Origin of the sequence: Janibacter sp. RAF52, assembly GCF_052114035.1 — a bacterium.
Lineage (GTDB): Bacteria > Actinomycetota > Actinomycetes > Actinomycetales > Dermatophilaceae > Janibacter > Janibacter hoylei.
In genome coordinates this window covers 1-17,832 of the sequence record NZ_JBFRDY010000016.1, presented here as the reverse complement: position 1 = coordinate 17,832, position 17,832 = coordinate 1, and the positions used below count along the sequence as shown (strand labels likewise).

Here is a 17,832-nt window from a genome sequence, read left to right as displayed (position 1 = left end):
CTCAGCGGCTGAAGGGCTGGTCGCCGACCCGCGGGTCGACCTTGACGACGTCGCCCTCCTCGAGGGACCGCACGGCAGCGAGTGCGGCGGCGGTGCTCGCGACCGTCGCCCGCGTGTCGGCCGTCCCGTCCTCAGCGCCCGAGAGGACGTCGTTGAAGAGGCGCAGGTTTTCCACGTGCCCCTTGCCGGGGGCCGAGAGCTTCACCTCCTTGCCGTCGATGCTCAGCTTCGCGAAGTCGTCGATGGTGACGGTGTGCCCGCGGCCGAGGATGTCGAGGCGCTCCTTGGAGGTGCTGGCGTGCCCGTGCTCCGCGTACGTGATCGTCGCGATCGAGCCGTCGGCGAAGCGCAGCGAGATGACGAGGTCCTCCTGGAGCAGCAGCTCGCTACCGCCAGAGCCCAGGGCGACGACTTCGTCGACCGGCAGGCCGACGACCCACGACGCGAGATCGATGAAGTGGCAGACCTCGCCGAGGAGACGGCCGCCCTGACGGCGGTCCTTGTACCAGTGGGTCTCGGGCAGGCGGCCGGCGCTCACCCGGTAGGTGATGACGAGCGGCTCACCCGTGCCACCGAGCGTGCTCTTTGCCTGCTGGATCGCCTCCGAGTGGCGGCGGTTGAAGCCACCCCACAGGACGCGTTCGGACGTCTCGAGGCTGGCGAGGACGGACTCGAGCTCGTCCTCGCTGAGGGCCAGCGGCTTCTCGACGAAGACGTGCTTGCCGGCAGCCAGCGCGTCACGGGTGATCTGCGCGTGCGAGTCGTGCCGGCTGAGGACGAAGACGGTGTCGACGGCATCCATCGAGAGCATCGACGGCACGTCGGCGACCACCTGGGCCACGTCGTGGCGCTCCGCGAGGTGGCGGGCCGTCAGGCCGCTGTTCGACGTGACCGCGACCGCGGACGGCAGGCCGGCCTTCTTCATGGCCGGGAGGAAGGTCATCTTGGCGTAGTTGCCGGCGCCGACGATGCCGGACCCCTTGTGCCCAGCCGTCACGGGCCGAAGGGAGATCGGCTCGCGGCCGATGGCCCGACCCGGGTAGGTGAACTGGACGGCCAGCGCCCGGGGGTCCTCACCGATCGTCTCGTAGGCCCGCTGCGCCTCGTCGATGTCGAAGACGTGCGTCACGAGGTCGTCGACGCGCAGTCGACCGGAGGCCACGAGATCGAGGTAAGCCTCGATGTTGCGGCCCTCGGTCCAGCGCACTTGACCCACCGGGTAGTCGATGCCGTACTCCTCGTAGGTGCGCTCGTAGCGCCCCGGGCCGTAGCTGCGGGCGAAGCGAACGTCGACCTCCTTCATGTAGAAGGGAGTGCGGGCGAGCTCGACGCCGACGTCGCCCACGACGACGATCGTTCCACGATCGCGCACTCGCTCCACGGCCGCCATGACCGGGTCCGAGGACTTGGTCGACGCGGTGACGAGCACGGCGTCCACGCCGCGGCCGCGCGTGTGGGCGACGATCGCATCGGTCGTGCCCTGGCCCTCCTCAAGGAGGCCGATCGCTCCGGCCTCGGCGGCGAGGTCCACGGTCCAGTCGCGCAGGTCCACGCCGATGACCTTGAGGCCGCTGGCGAGGGCCATCCGGGCCGTGAGCTGACCGACGAGGCCGAGTCCGACCACGGCGACGGTCCCACCGACCTGCACGTCGGCCTGCCGCAGACCCTGCATCGCGATCGCGGCGACCGCGCCGAAGGCAGCGGCCTCGTCAGTCACTCCGTCGGGGATCGGGACCGCGAGGAGCGAAGGGACGACCTGCGCCTCGGCATGGCCCGCGGACGCCGTGGCGACTCGGGTCCCGGGCGTCAGCCCGTGCACAGCGGAGCCGACCTCGAGCACCACGCCAGCGGCGCTGTAGCCGAGCGGCATGTCCTCGTCGAGCCGGGTGCGGACTGCCTGCACGGTGTTGCGCACACCCTCGGTCCGCGCCTTCTTGAGCACCTGACGCACGAGGTCCGGGCGGGCCTTGGCCTTGTCGATGAGGCTGGACGAAGCCAGCTCTCGCACCGCCTTCTCCGTACCGGTCGAGAGCAAGGAGCGGGTGGTGCTGACGAGGACCTCGGCCGGGCCACAGGTGGGGGTGGGCACCTCGACCACCCGGAGGCTGCCGTCGCCGATGGACTGGACGACCTGCTTCATGAAGACCTCTTCTTGCCTAGGGGAACAGCGGGAATGCCTACGACCGTGACGTCCGGGGGGACGTCGCGGACGGCGCATGCCCCGCCGCCCACGGTCGCTCCCGCGCGCACAGTGACTCGGTTGATGATGGATGCACAAACACCGATGAGTACGTCGTCCTCGACGACGCAATCGCCCGAGATCGATGCCAACGGGTTGATGCTGACGAAGTCCATGAGCACGGAGTCGTGTCCCACGGTCGCATTGAGATTCAAGTGGCAGTGCCGACCAACCGAGATGTTGGTGGTCAGCCGAACTCCGGCACAAATGACCGACCCCGCCCCGACGGTGACTTCCGACCCCTGGGTCGATGCCGGGTGCACGATCGTCGCGGCGACGAATCCTTCGCCTTCAAGGGCAGTGGCGATCGCTCGCCTAACACGAGGATTGCCGATCGCGATGACGAACTTGGGACGCGCGACCTCGGCGACGAGTGCCTCGACAGCGCCGAGGTATGGAATGCCCCGACGCTCGAGTCGCGCGAGGTTCTCTTCACTTGGGGAGTCGTCGACGACTCCCACGAGTAGCCACCGTGGTGATGACTCGGACTCGTTGATCGCCTCGACAACATCAACGACCTCACGGCCGAAGCCGCCGGCGCCGATGACCACTAGGTCCTCATGCATGTCCGTCTCCTCGAAACTCGGGCATCGTCGCCTCGCCTTCCGCCGAGATCCCGTCCCTGCGGACAACCTGCACGACGGTGCGCAGGATGATCTCCAGGTCGAGGAGGAGGTTGTGGTTGTCGACGTACTCGACGTCGTGGCGAAACTTCGACTCCCACGAGATCGCATTGCGCCCGCTGACCTGTGCCAGACCCGTCAAGCCCGGCTTGACCTCGTGGCGTCGTGCCTGCTCGGGGGAGTAGCGCCCCAGGTACTGCATGAGCAGCGGCCGCGGTCCCACTATGGACATGTCTCCTCGGACGATGTTCCACAGGGTGGGCAGCTCGTCGAGGCTGGTGCTCCGCAGGAATGAGCCCAGGCCGGTCATCCGGTCGGCGTCGGTGACGAGACCACGCTCGGGATCCGGTTGGAGCATCGTGCGGAACTTCAACATCTCGAAGGGCTCGCCGTTGAGCCCCGGCCGCTGTTGGCGGAAGAGGACCGGCCGGCCCATCCGGATGCGGATGGCGAGGGCGGTCGCGGCCTGGACGGGGAGCGAGACACACAGGACCGGAGTCGTCAGGACGAGATCCAGCAGGCGCTTGCCGCGGTAGGTCATGCCGACCTCAGATCCGCCGTCACGGCGGCGATGACCCGGTCGATCTGGTCATCGGTCAGCGCCGGACCGCTGGGCAGGGTGACGCCGCGCCGGAAGAGGTCTTCGGACACGGAGCCGCCGAAGTTGCGCACCCCCGCGAAGACCGGCTGCAGGTGCATCGGCTTCCACAGGTGGCGCACCTCGATCTGCTCGGTGGCCATGGCCTCGACGAGCTTGTCGGCGGGGGAGGGCACGGTGGGGTTGGTTTCGGGGCTCCTTCGTCGCTCCTCAACCAACGTGTCCTCGAGGACGATGGTGGTGAGCCAGCAGTTGTCGTTGCTGTCGTCGCGGCCCTCGGTGTCGCGGCCGAGGAAACGGACCGGGAGGTCGGCGAAGGCGTCGGCGTAGCGGGCGCGGATCTCGCGTCGCCGCGCGATCATGCCGTCGAGCCGCTCGAGCTGGCCACGACCCAAGGCCGCCAGCACGTTGGAGAGGCGGTAGTTGTAGCCGATCTCGGTGTGCTCGTACCACGGCACCGGCTCTCGGGACTGGGTCGACAGCTTGCGCGCGTGGGCCACGAGCTCGGCGTCGTCACTCAGCAGCATCCCGCCGCCGGACGTCGTCATGATCTTGTTGCCGTTGAAGGACAAGGCCGCCGCCCGACCGAAGGACCCGGCGGCGGCGCCGTCGAACGATGCACCCAGAGCCTCCGCCGCGTCCTCGAGGAGGGGGACGTCGAGCTCTGCGAGCCCGGGCACGAGGACGTCATAGTCGACGGCCCGGCCGAAGAGGTCGACGGGGACCGCCGCGACGACGTCCTCCCCTTCGTCCCGCAGCGTGCGAACGGCCTCGACCATGAGAGCAGCGTCGACGTTGCCGTCGCTCGCCTGGGCGTCGACGAAGACCGGCTCCGCGCCGGTGTAGACCACCGCATTGGCTGTCGCGGCGAAGGTCATGCTCGAGAGCACGACCTTGGTGCCGGGCCGTGCTCCGAGATGGATGAGCGCCAGGTGCAGTGCGGCCGTGCCTGAACTGAGCGCCAGCGCGTGCTCGGCGCCCACACGCTCGGCGATCTCGCCCTCGAAGGCGTCGACGTGCGGGCCCAACGGGGCGACCCATCCCGACCGGATCGCGTCGAGGACGTAGCGCTCCTCGACTTCCGACACCTGGGCCTGCGACATGAGGATCCGCTCAGGCATGCTGGGTGGCCCCTTCGTCGTGCACCGTCTCACGGCGCATGTAGTCCGCAACCTCGGCGGCGGGCCGGGTGGTCACGACCCGGACATGGTCGGGGCTGATCGCGGCGACGTCCACCTGCGTCACCAACGGGTGGCTCGACTGCTGGATGTCCTCGCCGGGGGTGAAGAGCTCCTCCGAGAGCTTCTCGCCCGGTCGCAGCCCCGTGTAGACGATGTCGATGTCTTCCCGACCCGAGAGGTCGATGAGCGTCTTGGCCACGTCGTCGATCTTCGCAGGTGTGCCCATGTCGAGCACCATGACCCTGCCGTCCTGACCGATCGCGGCCGACTGCAGGACGAGCTGGCAGGCCTCGGGGATGAGCATGAAGTAGCGCTCGACATCGGGGTGGGTGACCGTCACCGGGCCACCGGCCTCGATCTGGGCGGTGAAGGCTGTGATGACCGATCCTCGCGACCCGAGGACGTTGCCGAAACGGACGCTCACGTAGGTGTTGTCGTCGCGGGTGGCGAAGTCCGACGTCAGCCGCTCCGTGAGCCGCTTGCTGTAGCCGAGCACGCTCGTCGGGTTGGCCGCCTTGTCGGTCGAGACGTTGACGAAGGTCTCGACGTCGTGCGCGAAGGCTGCCTCCAGCACGTTGAGCGTGCCGAGCACGTTGGTCTTCCACGCCTCCATCGGGTACCGCTCGAGGAGGGGCAGGTGCTTCAAAGCCGCCGCGTGGAAGACCACCTGCGGCCGGTGGGTCGCGAAGACCTCCTCCAGCCGCTCGGGGTCACGGATGTCGGCCAGGACAGTGTCGTCACTGTCGAGCAGGCCGCGGCCCGACATGCTCATCTGCGTGCCGTGGAGCGCAGTTTCGTCGCGGTCGAGCAGGAGGAGCTTGCGCGGGCCGAACTTGGCGATCTGACGGCACAATTCGGATCCGATGGACCCACCGGCACCGGTGACGAGCACGACCTTGCCGTTGATCGAGTGGGCGATGGCCGTTGAGTCGAGCTCGATCGGGCGACGCCCCAACAGGTCGGCGAGGTCGAGGGCCCGCAGGTCCCGACCAGTGGGCCTGCGGAAGAGCTCCGTTGTGGGCGGCAGGACGAGGACGTCGAGGTCGGCCTCGCGGGCGATCTCACGGATCTCGGTCAGCAGGGACGAGTCGGCCGACGGGATGGCTACCGCAAGGGTCGTCGCACTGGTCTGGTCAGCGATGCGGGCGATGTCCGACCGGGTGCCGCGGACGCGGACGCCGTCGATGCTCAGGCGGGACTTCATCGGGTCGTCGTCGATGAGTGCGACGGGGAGCAGCCCGGCATTGGGGTCCTTGAGCATCGTGCGGACGAGCTGTCGGCCGCCCTCGCCGGCGCCGAGGACCAGGACGCGGCGGTCGGCCGAGGCCCGGCGGTACTGCGCACGTCGGGTGCGCAGCACCGTGCGCGCTGCCAGCATCGCGACGACTGCGACGAGAGCCGCGGTGATCGGGACGGACCGCGGGACGAACTGCGTCGGCGGCAGCACATTGACGACGAGCCCGACGGCGCCGGTGATGAGCGCGGTCTTGGTCAGGTCGAGGATCTCCTCAAAGGAGCCGCGCGAGTGACCGACGGCGTAGGGCCCGACGAGACCACCGAGGATGAGGTAGCCGACTGTCATGCAGGCCGCGTAGGCGAGCGTTTGGGCGTCGAGGGCCTGCCCGATGTCGAAGTCGAAGCGGAGGAAGACCGCCGCGACGGTCGAGACCACCCAGAGGCCGCCGTCGATACCTGCCCACCGCCATCTGTTGACGGTTGACGTGGTCCGCGTACCGCTCACCACACACCCCCCGCTCGCGCTCAAAACTGCCCCATGCGGACATCCCGCGCACATGCTAACCCTATGGGCGCCGTGTGACGCGCTCGTCGATCAGTCCACCAGCGGGGCGGGGCGACATTACGACCTATACTGGCGGGCGGCCATGCGCGCCAAGGGGGCGCAGCATCAGCGAGGAGACCGCGTGACCCTGGAAGACCTCTGGAAACTCGTTCGTCGACAGTTCGTCGTCATCGGTCTGTGTGCGGTGCTGGGACTGGTGCTCGCTGTCGGGTGGATGCTGCTGCAGCCGAAGGAGTACACGGCCAGCGCTGCTGGCTACGTCACCGCCGGTGGGGGCTCAAGCATTGGTGAGTCCTACTCCTCGCAGACCCTCGCCCAGCAGAAGGCGAAGGCCTACGTGACCCTCTTCACCAACCGGCGGGTGACCCAGTCGGTCATCAAGGAGCTGGGGCTCGACAGCACCCCGCAGCAGTTGGCGTCGCGCATCACTGCCACGGTGCCCGAGGACGGGGTCTCCATCAGCGTCACCGCCACCGGGCCGAGCCCTGAGGAGGCTCGTGATGTGGCCGACGCCGTCGTCAAGGCGTCGGCCGCCGAGGCAAAACGGATCGAGGAGTCTGGACCGACACGCGAGGTCGTCGGCGCCGACGGCAAGACGCGCAAGGTCGAGTCGCAGGCTCAGGTCCTCATCGAGCCCAACGAGTCGGCAGTCCTCCCCACGTCGCCTTCCTCGCCCAACCCATCACGCATCCTGCCGCTCGGCCTGCTTCTGGGCCTGCTCGTGGGCTTCGGTCTGGCGGCCGTGCGCCAGCACAACGACACCAAGCTCCGCCGAACCGAGGACGTCGAGGAGGCAACGGGCGCCGGCGTGCTCGGGATCCTGCCCAAGAGCGAGGAGCTCGGCTCAGAGCGCGGGGCGGCCGATCGCAACAAGTCCTTCCACGAGCGGGAGTCCCTGCGCAAGCTGCGCACCAACCTGCGCTTCGTCGACGTCGACCACCAGCCGAGGTCCATCGTCATCACCAGCGCCAAGCAGGGTGAGGGCAAGTCGACCGTTGCCTCCAATCTCGCGACCGTGCTCGCCGAGTCCGGAGAGCACGTCGTCCTCATCGATGCCGACCTCCGGCGCTCTGCCGTGGCACGCGCCTTCGACCTGGACGGCACGGTAGGCCTCTCCCAGGTGCTCGCCGGGACGGCCAACCTCGTCGACGCACTCCAGCCCTCGCACACCGACGGGCTCGAGGTCCTCGCCGCGGGTGCCGTCCCTCCGAATCCCTCCGAGCTCTTGGGCTCACACCGCATGGAGCAGCTCATCGAGCAGCTCGCGCAGGACCACTTCGTCATCCTCGACGCTCCGCCGCTCCTCCCGGTCACCGACGCCGCACTGCTCACCCGTAGCGCCGACGGTGCCGTGCTCGTCGTGGCGGCTGCCAAGACGCACAAGGAAGAGGTCGAGCGCGCCGTGGCAGCCCTGCGGGCCGTCGACGGCAAGGTGCTCGGTGCGATCCTCAACCAGGTGTCGACGAGCAAGGTCGACCGGATCCGCTACGGCGACGTCGAGTACGGCTACACGAAGTCGTACACCCGCGACTACGTCTACGAAGCCGACGGCGCGGGTGTCACCAGCCGCCGCGAGCTGAAGGGCAATCGACGGGGCCGCTGAGTTCGCTCACCCTCTGCGCCGAGCCAAGAAACCGCGTCGTGATCTCGGCGCCTTTCGGCCCCTCCGCTTGCTCGTCTCCGGGTCGTAGTAGCCGTAATAGCCAGAACCGTATCCGCCCGCGGACTTGTGGCTCACGCGGTTGAGCACGAGGCCGAGCAGGCTGTTGTCGACCGCGGACAATGCCTCGAGCGTCGCCTCGAGCTGTTCCTTGCGCACGATCGTCGTCCCCACGAGCACGATCACCCCGTCCACCTTGGTGCTCAGGACGACGGCGTCGGTGACCGGCAGGACCGGCGGGGTGTCGATGAGGACGTAGTCGTAGCGCGCCGATAGGTTGAGCAGGACGCGACTCATCGGCTCCGACGCGAGCAGCTCGCTCGGGTTGGGCGGGATCGCCCCGGCCCCGATGACATCCAGGCGGTCAGAGCCATAGGGCTGCAGGACGTCGTCGAGCATCGCTCGCTCGATGAGCACGTCGGTCAGGCCAGCCGCGCCCTCGAGCCCGAGGTACTGCAGCAGGCGCGGGCGACGGAGGTCGGCCTCGATGAGGCACACACGCGAGCCCGACTGCGCGAGGGTCAGCGCAAGGTTGGCGATCGTCGTGGACTTGCCCTCACCCGGGATCGACGAGGTCAGCAGGATCGTCTTGGGGTGGTTGGCCGCGTTGACGAACATCAGGTTGGTCCGCACCGCGCGGAACGCCTCCGAGCGGGGCGACGCAGGGTCCGATTCGACGATGAGCGGCTCCTTGCCCGCCCGAGGGTCGTAGTGGACCGCGCCGATCACGGGCTCCTCGGTGATCTCCTCGACGTCCTCGTCCGTGCGGACGGTGGTGTCGAGCAGGTGCCGCAACATCGCCAGACCGGCGCCGAGAAGCAGACCGAGGACTAGTCCGAGCGCGAGGTTGCGGGTCGGGACCGGGCTCGTGGGGGTCTTGCTCGTTGACGCAGGCTCGACGAGCGACACCTTGATCGGGGAGGACTTCTTCGAGCCCTCCGGGCGCTCCACCTCGGAGACGACCTCGGGGAAGGTCGTGCCGATCGCGGTCGCGATCTCCTGAGCGTGCTCCGGATCCGGGTCGGTGACGGCGACCTCGACGATGACCGTCTCCGGCGGCGTCGTCACCGTGATCTGGCCCGCGAGGTCGCTGGTCGTCGTGTCGTCCCCCAGCTCCTCGACCACCGGGTTGAGCGCCCGCGGGGTCTTGAGCAGCTCCGCATAGGACTTCACGCGCTGCTGGGTGAAGGTGCTGCCCTGCTGCAGGGCCGCGGTGTCGGCACCGGAGACCGAGACGAAGAATCGCGTCGACGACGTGTAGCGCTTCGGCTGCGACACCGTCCACAGCGCCGCCAGGCCGACAACCACCAAGGCGGTGATGACGATGGTCATCCACCTCTTGCGGATGATCCTCAGGTAGTCCTGCAGCTCCACGCTCTCGGTGCCTTTCGATCAGGGAAGACAAACGGCATGGGCGAGTCTCGCACAGCCAGATCAGTGCGGCAGGATAGGTCATATGACTGTCCGGATCATGACTGTCTGCACCGGCAACATCTGCCGGTCTCCGTATGCCCATCTTGCCCTCGGCCGTGCCCTCGACGCCGTCCGCCCGGGCGCTTTCGAGGTCCGCAGCGCCGGCACCCAGGCACTCATCGGCAACCCGGTCGACCCGGGGAGCGCGAGCATCCTCGCCGCACGCGGGATCGCGCACGAGGGCTTCGCTGCGCGGCAGCTCACCGAGCGACTCCTCGATGACGTCGACATCGTGCTGCCGCTCGAGATCAGCCACCGCAAGATCGTGCTGTCGTACTCGCCGCGGCACCTCAAGCGCGCCTTCACGCTCAAGGAGCTCGCTCGGCTGCTCGACTCCGCGAACGAGCGCGAGCCGTGGACGCAGCGTCTCGCCGGCCTGGCCACGCCCGAGGAGCGGTGGGGGGCACTCCCTTCGCACCTCGCCCGGGAGCGGGGACTGAGCCGAGCCCCGGAGGGGGCGGACGACATCGCCGACCCGTACCGCCGGCCGCAGGAGGTCTTCGACCGGATGGCGCGTGAGGTGGACGCTGCCGTCGAGCGGATCGTGGCCTTCGAGGAGCAGTTCAGCTGAGTTGGTCTCGGTCGTAGGGCTGGTTTGGAGGCTCACCCGCTGCGCGGATTCGCACCTCAACCAACGTGGGGGCGTGGATTCGCACCTCAGGGAACGTGGGGGTGTGCGGCGCCTGGTTTCGAGGCTCACCCGCTGCGCGGATTCGCACCTCAACCAACGTGGGGGTGCGGGATGGTTCCTCAACCAGCGTGGGGGTGCGGATTGGCGCCTCGACCAGCGTGGGGGGAGCGCGGTCGCGGTTGTCGCCGCGTTCGTGCTGAGTGCGGTGCCGCCGGCGACGAATGTCGGGCCCGGGGTGGCTGGGTACCTGCTCGTGCTGGTCGTGCTCGCCGCCGCCACGCTGTGGGCGTTGCACGAGCGGGGGCGCGTCGCGCTGCTGAGCCGTGGTGAGACGTGGGCCGTGGGTGGCCTCTTTGCCTGGATGGCGCTCTGCCTCGTGCGGTCCGGGGACCGGTGGGACACCGCGCTGGCGGCCACCATCCTCGCCGCTATCGCCTGCCTCGCAGCATGGGCGCTGCTGAGGACGCTCGACGCCGGGTCCGTCACGAGGACCGTGACGGCGATGCTCGGGGCTGCCGTGGTCGGCAGCGCCGTCGCCGCGTGGGTCGTGCCGATCGTGACCGGCCATGCCGTCCTGTGGCGACCGGGGCTGCCGATCGGCGGTGCGTCCAACAACGCCGTCGGGCTGACGCTCGGCTTCGCCGCAGCCGTGGCGAGGGTGCGGATGCATACCGAACGTCGCTGGTGGTGGCGGGTGATCTCCGTCATGGCCGCCCTCCTCATCGTCCAGAGCCTCTCGCGCGCGGGATGGTTGCTCGCGCTCGTGGTGCTCGTCGTGATGCTCGTGAGTCACCGGCGGGTCAACCTGCGCTGGGGGGTGCCGGTCGGTGGGCTCGTCGCGGTCGTCGGCGTGCTCGAGCTGGTCCGCCGCCGCGGGGCCGACGTGCTCGTCGACCCCGCACGCTGGGACAACGCCGTGACCGGTGTCGAGGCATGGTCGGGATCGCTCGGCGGGATCGTCTTCGGGATCGGGCCCATGCGGGTCTGGCCGTGGCTCGCGCTGGAGCGGGGGCGACCGGGCGAGGAGCTCGTCGGCATGCAGCACGACAGTCCCTGGGGGCAGGTGCTCTACCACGCGCACTCGACCTATCTCGAGGCGCTCGTCGAGTACGGCCTCGTCGGGCTGGTCCTGCTGCTCGTCGTCCTGGGACTCGTCGTGCGGCGCTGCGTCCGGGAGATCCGCCGGCGCGGTGAGCTGTCGCTCGTGGCCGTCGCGCTGCTGCTGTCGCTGCCGGCGATGCTCGTCGAGCTGTACCTCTTCCGGGGGTTCGTGACGGCGTTGCTGTGGTGGGCGGCGGTGCTGGCGGTGGGGCGGGTCGGACGAAGGCCACTCGTGAGATGAGTTTGGAACAGCGGTGTCCGGGTACTCGCGCCGTGCGCCACCCCCGCCAGCTCGCGCGGGCCGCATAGCTGGTGAAGGAGGAAGGGTGGTCGACGGTGCCACGGACGGACCGTCCCTCGGTTGGTGCTCACGCTGCTACCGGATCTGTGCCATCACCTCGTCGGACCCCTTCTTCGCGGGCTACCACGTGTGCCCCTCGTGCCCGGGCCTGTGCTTGGAGCTGCCGGCCCGCTTCGGTGAGTACGCGCGATCGGCCCTGACACCTCTGGCCTCGCACGGTCCCGACAGCCCCGTCCCACTCGCTGAGCTGGGCCGCGTCCTCGGTGTCGCCCGCGCCCAGCGCGCCGGCCGAGCAGAGTGCAGCCGGGTGGACACTGTGGCCACTGCGGAGCCCGGCCTGCGGGAGCTGCTGGTGAGCGCCCGAGAGCGCGGCGAGCTCGACGACGCACTGCTCACCCTGTGGATCCTGGTCGGCCAGCTGCTCATCGCCACCCATGACCCCTCCGTCGCCGAGCTCGTGGACCCGCGAGACAGCGTCGAGCACCTCGCCTCGCTCGAGCGGGTGATCCGCGGGCTGGGGTGAGGGCCCGGGCCCTTCAAGACGCTTGCTGCGCGAGCTCCTCAGGGAACGTGGCGAGGGGAGGGTCCTCAGGGAACGTGGGGTTGAGGTCCTCAGGGGGCGTCGGTGTCGAGCAGGTCAAGGAGGTAGGTGCCGTAACTGCTCTTGACCAGCGGCTCGGCGCGGTCGCGGAGGGCGGCGTCGTCGATGTAGCCCATCCGCCAGGCGACCTCCTCGGGGCAGCCGATCTTCAGGCCCTGCCGGGCCTCGAGGGTGCGCACGTAGTTGCTCGCGTCGTTGAGCGAGGCGAAGGTGCCGGTGTCGAGCCACGCGGTGCCGCGGGGGAGGACCTCGACCTGCAGCCTCCCTTCGTCGAGGTAGGTGCGGTTGAGGTCGGTGATCTCCAGCTCGCCGCGCGGCGACGGGCGCAGCCCGCGAGCCCGCTCGACCACGGTGTCGTCGTAGAAGTACAGGCCGGGCACGGCGAACCGGCTGCGGGGGGAGGTGGGCTTCTCCTCCAGGTGCAGGGCCCTCCCTTCGTCGTCGAAGTCGACCACGCCGTAGTCCTGCGGATTGACCACCTGGTACCCGAAGACCGCCGCCCCGTCGACCGACGCGAAGCGGCGCAGCTGCGTGCCCAGACCCGGCCCGTAGAAGATGTTGTCGCCGAGCACGAGGGCCGCCGGCCCACCCGCGAGGTGCCGCTCACCGATGAGGAAGGCCTGCGCCAGACCGTCCGGGCTCGGCTGCTGCGCATAGGTGATCGAGACCCCCAGGCGCGACCCGTCACCGAGGAGCCGCTCGAACTGCGGCGCCTCGTGCGGCGTCGTGATGACGAGGACGTCACGGATCCCCGCGAGCATCAACGTGCTCAGCGGGTAGTAGACCATCGGCTTGTCGTAGACCGGCAGCAGCTGCTTGGAGACGCCGAGGGTGATGGGGTGCAGTCGCGACCCAGTCCCCCCGGCGAGGATGATCCCGCGCATGAGCCCGAGGGTATCGAAGTGAGCGGAGACTGATGGATGTGGCGAGCGGCCATGGAGGAGTATTCGTAACTTTCGTAATGCGGTACTCTAAAGAACCCCGCCGATTCAACTGAAGGACGTGAGCATCATGGGTGCTACTGCTTCGGATGTCCTGAGCCCCGTGCCGGCAGAGGCGGACGAACTCGCCAAGGTGCTGAGTTTCCTCGAAGCGCACGAGAAGCGCCACGGTGCGGTCGAACCCGCCTTCTACCTGTCGGGCTCGAGCGAAGGTGACCGAGTCGAGCTCACGGAGCAACTCCACGCGATCCTCAAGAACGTCGTCAATGCACTGAGCCACGGGCAGTCGATCAGCATCCTGACCCGTGATGAGGAGATCACCACGCAGCAGGCCGCCGAGATCCTCGGTCTCAGCCGACCGACGGTCGTTCGTCTCATCGATGACGGCGAGCTCAGCGCTCACGTCCCCGGGGCAGTTCGTCGCAAGCTTCGTCTCGCGGACGTCTTGGCGTACCGGGAGGAGCTGCGTGACCGGCGCAACCGGTTCATCACCGACAGCTCGGACGGGTATGACGACATCGATCCTGCCGAGGTGTCCGAAGCGCTGGACGAGGCGCGCCGCAAGGCCTGACGAGCGGGAGCGCTGGCGTGTACCGAGTCGTGCTGGATACGTGCACCCTTGTCCCCGGTCTGCAGCGCGACTTCTTGCTCCAGCTGGCCACGGAGGGCGCATACACCCCCCTATGGGGTACGGGGATCTTGGCGGAGCTGGACTACACGCTTGCCGCTCTCGATGCCCGGCGAGGCATCAGCGGAAGTGAGTCCCGGCGACGTCGACTGATGGACCAGATGAGACACGCCTTCCCCGGCGCTGAGGTCGACTCACCGAAGGATCGTGCGTATGCCTACGACGTCGCGGACCCGGACGACGGGCACGTCGCACATGCAGCCATCATGGGCAAGGCGGACGCCATCGTGACGGACGACAAGCGGGCGGGGTTCACGACGGCCACTGCGCTGATCGAGGCCGGTATCGACACGATCACGCCGAAGGTGTTCGCCGCCAACACGGTCGCAGCGCACCCACAGGCCGGGGTCGCCGCACTGAAGGCGATGGCCGGGCGACGACAGAACCCGGTCCAATCATCCCCCGAGATCCTCGAGCAGCTCGTCCTCAGGTATGAGATGCACGAGGTTGCGGATCTCCTGAACCCGATCGTTGAGGTCCACTGATGGCACTGAGCGTGGAGACCACCCCGATCCCCGGGCTGCTCGTCGTCCGAGGCCCGGTCCACCGCGACGCGCGCGGGTGGTTCACCGAAGGGTGGCAGCGCGTCAAGATGGTCGCGGCGGGGCTGCCGGACTTCGCGCCGGTGCAGCACAACGTCTCGTCCAATGCCTCGCGCGGCGCGACCCGCGGCATCCACGCCGAACCCTGGGACAAGCTCGTCACCGTCGTGCACGGCCGGGTCTTCGGCGCGTGGGTCGACCTGCGGGCGGGGGCGGGCCTCGGCGCGACCTTCACCCTCGAGGTCGAGCCGGGCACCGCGGTCTTCGTCCCGCGCGGCGTCGGCAACTCCTACCAGGCGCTCGCCGACGACACCGTCTACAGCTATCTCGTCAACGAGCACTGGCGCCCGGACCTGACCTATCCTGCGCTCGCCCTCGACGACCCGACCGCCGCCATCGACTGGCCGATCCCGTTGTCGCAGAGCGAGATCTCCGACAAGGACCGGGCGAACCCGCAGCTGGCGGAGGTCACCCCCTTCGTCCCGAAGCCGGTGCTCCTCCTCGGCGGCAGCGGTCAGGTCGGCCAGGCCCTGCGCCGCCTCCTGCCGGACGCCGTCGCGCCGACCCGCGACGAGCTCGACCTCACCGACCCGGCCGCGGTGGAGGCGCTCGACCTCTCCGGCCACGACGTGATCATCAACGCCGCCGCGATGACCGCGGTTGACGCCGCGGAGACCGGCGAAGGGAGTGCCCTCGCCTGGCGGCTCAACGCGCAGCTGCCCGCCCAGCTGGCCCGGCGCGCCGCGGCCGAGGGTCGCACGCTCGTGCACTACAGCTCGGACTACGTCTTCGACGGGCGCACCCGCGAGCACGACGAGGACGAAGCCCTCACGCCCGTCGGCGAGTACGGCCGCACCAAGGCCGCCGGCGACCTCGCGGTGTCCGTGGCGCCCCGGCACTACGTGCTGCGCACGTCGTGGGTCGTGGGGGAGGGGGTCAACTTCGTGCGCACCATGGCGCGTCTGGCGGACGAAGGGGGCTCGCCGACCGTCGTCGACGACCAGTGGGGGCGACTGGCGTTCGCGGACGAGATCGCCGCGGCGACCGTGCACCTGCTGGCGGGCGGTGCCCCCTTCGGCACGTACAACGTCTCGCAGTCGGGGGACGCGATGACGTGGGCGGGGATCGCCCGCGAGGTGTTTGCGCTGCGCGGGCGCGCCCGCGAGGACGTGACGTCGGTGACGACGGCCGAGTACGGCGCCGGGCGGGCTATGGCGCCGCGGCCCGAGCACTCGACGCTGTCGCTGGCGAAGCTGCGGGCGACGGGGTACGAGCCGATGGAGCAGGTGGAGGCTTTGGCTGAGTACGTCTCGAGGCTCGGGCCCGGGGGCCCTCGCACCTCGACGAACGTGGGTAGAGACGACTCGACGAACGTTGGTCGAGGTGTGAGGAGCTCCGGCGACGAGCCTCGAGGCCACGGGACCGGCGTCTCGAGGCTCGGGCTTGGCGGCCCTCGCACCTCGACGAACGGAAGGAACTGACATGCGCGTGCTCGTGACCGGGGGAGCCGGGTTCATCGGGAGCAACTTCGTCCACCAGACGCTGGCGACGCGACCGGACGCGGAGGTGACCGTGCTCGACGCGCTGACCTACGCGGGGTCGCGGTCGTCGCTGGAGGGCGCGGACGTGCGCTTCGTCGAGGGGCTCGTGCAGGACGGCGCGCTCGTCGACCGGCTCGTGGGGGAGTCCGACGTCGTCGTGCACTTCGCCGCGGAGTCGCACAACGACAACTCGCTCGCCTCGCCGGGGCCCTTCGTCCAGACCAACGTCGTCGGCACCTACGAGCTGCTCGAGGCCGTCCGCCGCCACGACGTGCGCTACCACCACATCTCCACCGACGAGGTCTACGGCGACCTCGCGCTGGACTCGCCGGAGCGCTTCAGCGAGGCGACGCCCTACAACCCGTCGAGCCCCTACTCATCGACCAAGGGGGCCAGTGACCTCCTCGTGCGGGCGTGGGTGAGGTCCTTCGGCATCGAGGCGACGATCTCCAACTGCTCCAACAACTACGGGCCCCGCCAGCACGTCGAGAAGTTCATCCCGCGCCAGGTCACCGAGGTCCTCGACGGGCGCCGGCCACGCCTCTACGGGGACGGGCTCAACGTGCGCGACTGGATCCACGTCGACGACCACAACTCGGCGGTGTGGGCGATCATCGACCGCGGGCGGATGGGCGAGACCTACCTCATCGGCGCCGACGGCGAGGTCGACAACATGACCGTCGTCGAGACCGTGCTCGACCTCATGGGGCGCGAGCCCGGCGACTACGACCACGTCACCGACCGGCCCGGGCACGACCGGCGCTATGCCATCGACTGGACCCGGCTGCGCGAGGAGCTCGGGTGGCAGCCTCGGTACCGCGACTTCCGGTCCGGGCTGGCCGCGACGATCGACTGGTACCGGGCCCACGAGGACTGGTGGCGCCCGCACAAGTCCGCGACCGAGGCGCGCTACGCCCGGAGCGAAAAGGTGCTGTGATTCCCCTTCGCCCTCGGTTTTTGGGACCATGCCGGGATGCGCAACGGCTATCCGCCAGTTTCTTCGGGGCGGAGCTCGACCGCCAGCACAAGAAGTAGCCGCGTTCATCGACGCCAACCGCGACGACGTCGTCGCGGGTCGGCGGCTGGGGGTCGAGCTCATCTGCAGCGTGCTGCAGGTGGCCCCCAGCAGCTACTACCAGGTCAAGAGCCGGCAGCCATCGGCCCGTGCCCGACGTGACGCGGTGATGGGCCCGGTGGTGCGGCAGCTGTGGGAAGCCAACTACCGGGTCTACGGGGCACGGAAGATCTGGAAGGCCGCGCGACGCTCTGGTCACGACATCGGCCGCGACCAGGTCGCCCGGCTGATGCGCGCCGAGGGTATCGAGGGCGTGCGGCGCACCAAGCGGGTGCGCACCACCACGCCAGACCCGGGCATGCCGCGGCACCCGGACCTGGTGGACCGCGACTTCACCGCCACCGCGCCGAACCAGTTGTGGGTCACAGATCTGACCTTCGTGCCGACCTGGGCCGGCGTCGCCTACGTCTGCTTCATCATCGACGCCTACTCCCGCACGATCGTCGGGTGGCGAGTCGCCTCGCACATGAGGACCACGATGGTCCTCGACGCCATCGAGATGGCCAGGTGGTCACGCGGCACCCAGCTCGACGGGCTGCGGTGTCACAGCGACGCGGGCAGCCAATTCACGTCGATTCGCTACGGAGAACGACTGGCTGAGATCGGTGCGGTGCCCTCGATCGGCACCGTCGGGGATTCGTACGATAACGCCCTTGCCGAGACCGTGAACGGCTACTACAAGGCCGAGCTAATCCGCGGCCCCGCACGCCAGGGACGGCCCTGGAAGAGCATCGAGGATGTCGAGCTCGCCACCCTGTCCTGGGTCCACTGGCACAACCACGACCGCCTCCACGGCTACCTGGGCGACGTCCCGCCAGCAGAGTTCGAGGAAGCGT

15 protein-coding genes, 1 pseudogene and 1 other annotated feature are annotated in these 17,832 nt (G+C 69.2%); of the genes and pseudogenes, 9 read left to right on the top strand and 7 right to left on the bottom strand.

Annotated elements, in window-relative coordinates:
* Window position 1 precedes the first annotated feature (1 nt).
* Genes AB4Y78_RS15190 through AB4Y78_RS15170 form a run of 5 tightly spaced genes read right to left on the bottom strand, consistent with a single transcriptional unit; the run spans window position 2 to window position 6,382 of the window.
* Complete coding sequence (locus AB4Y78_RS15190; protein ID WP_441715262.1) at window positions 2-2,140, bottom strand: bi-domain-containing oxidoreductase; 2,139 nt, start codon at window positions 2,138-2,140, stop codon at window positions 2-4.
* Window positions 2,137-2,805, bottom strand: coding sequence for an acetyltransferase (locus tag AB4Y78_RS15185; RefSeq protein WP_259911224.1), 669 nt, complete (start codon window positions 2,803-2,805; stop codon window positions 2,137-2,139). Before AB4Y78_RS15185 ends, AB4Y78_RS15190 begins: the two co-directional genes overlap by 4 nt.
* Window positions 2,798-3,403 (bottom strand): sugar transferase, encoded by a 606-nt coding sequence (locus tag AB4Y78_RS15180; protein ID WP_259911222.1) that lies wholly within the window; start codon window positions 3,401-3,403, stop codon window positions 2,798-2,800. The genes AB4Y78_RS15185 and AB4Y78_RS15180 overlap by 8 nt, the downstream gene beginning before the upstream one ends.
* Window positions 3,400-4,581, bottom strand: coding sequence for a DegT/DnrJ/EryC1/StrS family aminotransferase (locus AB4Y78_RS15175; RefSeq protein WP_441715259.1), 1,182 nt, complete (start codon window positions 4,579-4,581; stop codon window positions 3,400-3,402). The genes AB4Y78_RS15180 and AB4Y78_RS15175 overlap by 4 nt, the downstream gene beginning before the upstream one ends.
* A complete protein-coding gene (locus tag AB4Y78_RS15170) occupies window positions 4,574-6,382 on the bottom strand; it encodes a polysaccharide biosynthesis protein (RefSeq protein WP_441737276.1) in 1,809 nt (602 codons plus the stop codon). Before AB4Y78_RS15170 ends, AB4Y78_RS15175 begins: the two co-directional genes overlap by 8 nt.
* 181 nt (window positions 6,383-6,563) lie before the next feature.
* On the opposite strand from AB4Y78_RS15170, the gene AB4Y78_RS15165 reads away from it, so the two are divergent.
* The gene (locus AB4Y78_RS15165) at window positions 6,564-8,045 is read left to right on the top strand and encodes a polysaccharide biosynthesis tyrosine autokinase (protein WP_441715256.1); all 1,482 of its coding nucleotides are present in this window, start codon (window positions 6,564-6,566) and stop codon (window positions 8,043-8,045) included.
* 6 nt (window positions 8,046-8,051) lie between these two features.
* Here the strand turns inward: AB4Y78_RS15165 and AB4Y78_RS15160 are convergent, their stop codons facing one another.
* On the bottom strand, window positions 8,052-9,476 hold the full coding sequence (locus tag AB4Y78_RS15160) for a polysaccharide biosynthesis tyrosine autokinase (RefSeq protein WP_441715254.1): 1,425 nt from the start codon (window positions 9,474-9,476) through the stop codon (window positions 8,052-8,054).
* Between the two features lie 97 nt (window positions 9,477-9,573).
* Between AB4Y78_RS15160 and AB4Y78_RS15155 the strand changes: the two genes are divergently transcribed.
* The 3 genes from AB4Y78_RS15155 (at window position 9,574) to AB4Y78_RS15145 (ending at window position 12,131) form a co-directional block, all read left to right on the top strand.
* Entirely contained in the window at window positions 9,574-10,146 is a 573-nt protein-coding gene (locus AB4Y78_RS15155) for an arsenate reductase/protein-tyrosine-phosphatase family protein (protein WP_441715252.1), read from the top strand.
* Window positions 10,147-10,411: 265 nt separating this feature from the next.
* Window positions 10,412-11,548, top strand: coding sequence for a hypothetical protein (locus AB4Y78_RS15150; protein WP_441715250.1), 1,137 nt, complete (start codon window positions 10,412-10,414; stop codon window positions 11,546-11,548).
* A gap of 376 nt (window positions 11,549-11,924) precedes the next feature.
* A complete protein-coding gene (locus AB4Y78_RS15145) occupies window positions 11,925-12,131 on the top strand; it encodes a hypothetical protein (RefSeq protein ID WP_441715249.1) in 207 nt (68 codons plus the stop codon).
* Between the two features lie 89 nt (window positions 12,132-12,220).
* On the opposite strand, the gene rfbA is transcribed toward AB4Y78_RS15145, so the two are convergent.
* The gene (gene rfbA, locus AB4Y78_RS15140) at window positions 12,221-13,093 is read right to left on the bottom strand and encodes a glucose-1-phosphate thymidylyltransferase RfbA (protein ID WP_259911206.1); all 873 of its coding nucleotides are present in this window, start codon (window positions 13,091-13,093) and stop codon (window positions 12,221-12,223) included.
* A gap of 127 nt (window positions 13,094-13,220) precedes the next feature.
* Between rfbA and AB4Y78_RS15135 the strand changes: the two genes are divergently transcribed.
* From AB4Y78_RS15135 to AB4Y78_RS15115, 5 genes and pseudogenes are all read left to right on the top strand, one after another.
* Complete coding sequence (locus tag AB4Y78_RS15135; protein WP_259911258.1) at window positions 13,221-13,721, top strand: helix-turn-helix domain-containing protein; 501 nt, start codon at window positions 13,221-13,223, stop codon at window positions 13,719-13,721.
* A 17-nt stretch (window positions 13,722-13,738) separates the two neighbouring features.
* Window positions 13,739-14,323: a PIN domain-containing protein gene (locus AB4Y78_RS15130; RefSeq protein ID WP_259921117.1), complete on the top strand. Its 585-nt coding sequence runs from the start codon at window positions 13,739-13,741 to the stop codon at window positions 14,321-14,323.
* Window positions 14,323-15,861, top strand: a complete 1,539-nt coding sequence (locus AB4Y78_RS15125; protein ID WP_265231291.1) for a bifunctional dTDP-4-dehydrorhamnose 3,5-epimerase family protein/NAD(P)-dependent oxidoreductase — start codon at window positions 14,323-14,325, stop codon at window positions 15,859-15,861. Before AB4Y78_RS15130 ends, AB4Y78_RS15125 begins: the two co-directional genes overlap by 1 nt.
* A 1-nt stretch (window position 15,862) precedes the next feature.
* The gene (rfbB, locus tag AB4Y78_RS15120) at window positions 15,863-16,858 is read left to right on the top strand and encodes a dTDP-glucose 4,6-dehydratase (RefSeq protein WP_259911202.1); all 996 of its coding nucleotides are present in this window, start codon (window positions 15,863-15,865) and stop codon (window positions 16,856-16,858) included.
* Window positions 16,859-16,910: 52 nt separating this feature from the next.
* Window positions 16,911-17,045, top strand: a sequence feature (AL1L pseudoknot).
* Window positions 16,917-17,832: pseudogene (locus AB4Y78_RS15115) on the top strand (IS3-like element ISTesp1 family transposase); the annotation flags it as partial. Its footprint overlaps the feature before it by 129 nt.

Excerpts from the sequence above, each read along its gene's own strand:
- rfbA (WP_259911206.1), bottom strand. The coding sequence starts at position 13,093 with ATGCGCGGGATCATCCTCGCCGGGGGGACTGGGTCGCGACTGCACCCC.
- AB4Y78_RS15135 (WP_259911258.1), top strand. The coding sequence starts at position 13,221 with ATGGGTGCTACTGCTTCGGATGTCCTGAGCCCCGTGCCGGCAGAGGCG.
- AB4Y78_RS15125 (WP_265231291.1), top strand. The coding sequence starts at position 14,323 with ATGGCACTGAGCGTGGAGACCACCCCGATCCCCGGGCTGCTCGTCGTC.
- AB4Y78_RS15155 (WP_441715252.1), top strand. The coding sequence starts at position 9,574 with ATGACTGTCTGCACCGGCAACATCTGCCGGTCTCCGTATGCCCATCTT.
- AB4Y78_RS15185 (WP_259911224.1), bottom strand. The coding sequence starts at position 2,805 with ATGCATGAGGACCTAGTGGTCATCGGCGCCGGCGGCTTCGGCCGTGAG.
- AB4Y78_RS15190 (WP_441715262.1), bottom strand. The coding sequence starts at position 2,140 with ATGAAGCAGGTCGTCCAGTCCATCGGCGACGGCAGCCTCCGGGTGGTC.
- AB4Y78_RS15180 (WP_259911222.1), bottom strand. The coding sequence starts at position 3,403 with ATGACCTACCGCGGCAAGCGCCTGCTGGATCTCGTCCTGACGACTCCG.
- AB4Y78_RS15175 (WP_441715259.1), bottom strand. The coding sequence starts at position 4,581 with ATGCCTGAGCGGATCCTCATGTCGCAGGCCCAGGTGTCGGAAGTCGAG.
- rfbB (WP_259911202.1), top strand. The coding sequence starts at position 15,863 with ATGCGCGTGCTCGTGACCGGGGGAGCCGGGTTCATCGGGAGCAACTTC.